Origin of the sequence: Parendozoicomonas sp. Alg238-R29, from assembly GCF_947331445.1 — a bacterium.
GTDB lineage: Bacteria > Pseudomonadota > Gammaproteobacteria > Pseudomonadales > Endozoicomonadaceae > Sansalvadorimonas.
Genome location: NZ_CAMZOG010000216.1, coordinates 1 through 1,295 on the forward strand (window position 1 = coordinate 1; position 1,295 = coordinate 1,295).

The window sequence follows — 1,295 nt, forward strand, 5'->3', positions numbered from 1 at the left end:
CTGTCGACCGTTTCCAAGCGCACGCTCATCTCTCCTCAGAAGGAAGGCATCGATATCACGCTGGATGGTGCGATCGGGAATGCCTTTAACCCGCTGGCTACACCGGGTTTTGAGTTGCCAGACGGCCGCTATGGTTCCTTCAGCCCGACGGCAGGTCGTCACTATTATGTGGTGGCCAATGACGAAGGCTCTCAGGAAGAAACACAGCCTCCTGAAGAGACCAGGCCCCTGATTGTTAGCAATCCGGTCTTTACCGAGTTCGGCAATTTCACCAGTTCGGATGATTTGATCAATCAACTGGGATTACAGACAGACAATATCCAGCGTCGTCTGGGTGATGGCGTCTACGAAACCCGGCTGGTACGGGATCTGGTCGCCCAGGCAACAGGCAATCGTTTTCTTGAACCTGGTTTTGCCAACGACACGGAACAGTATCAGTGGTTAATGAACAACGCGGCAGCCAGCCAGAGTGACCTGAATTTAACCCTGGGTGTCGCGTTGTCTGCGGAACAGGCCCGCCAGCTCACCAGAGATATTGTCTGGCTGGTTGAACAGCCCGTAGCCGGGAAGAATGTCCTTGTGCCTGTGCTTTATCTGGCAGGCGACAGTAAGGTTCTACAACACGACGGTGCCCTGATAGCCGGTAACACTGTTGAACTGACCGCCGGGGGCCCACTGACCAACAGTGGCGGCATTCGCGCGTCTGAAAATCTGATAGTGAGTGCCGGTCATACACTGTTAAACACAGGGACTCTGCAGGGCATCGAAACCCTCGAAGCCACGGCAGCCGGAGACCTGGTGAACCGGGGCGGCCATATCAATGGTGGCCGGGTGACGTTGAATGCCCTCACCGGTGACATTATCCATGAAACGGTGATTGAGCAAACTCACAGCGACAAACAGTTCCGCGGTGCCAGTGCCAATATTCGTACAGAAATTGGTGACACTGCCAGCATTACCGCCGACACCCTGGCACTGAATGCCGGTCATAATATTGAAGTGACCGCAGCTCACATCAAAACCACGGATAACCTGACTGCTATTGCCGGTGAAAACCTGATTATCAGCAGTGGTGAACTGCGTAGCCGCGCAGGGGCGGGCGGCAAGAAAAGCCACTATCTGGACGATAAAATCTGGAACAAGGCCAGCACTATAGACGTCGATGGTGATGCCAACTTCAATGCCGGGAATGTGGCTGCGGTACAGGGCAGCCAGATTAGCGCAGAGGGCGACCTCACCCTGCAGGCCGAAAACGGCGTAGCCATCGTTTCAGTTCAGGACTCTGCGGAATTCAG

At 54.8% G+C, this 1,295-nt stretch carries 1 protein-coding gene; it reads left to right on the forward strand.

Annotated features, from left to right (window positions below; genetic code table 11):
- Positions 1 to 1,295, forward strand: a 1,295-nt coding sequence (locus tag QMA35_RS21720; RefSeq protein ID WP_281649219.1) for a hemagglutinin repeat-containing protein, incomplete at both ends; no start/stop codon positions are given.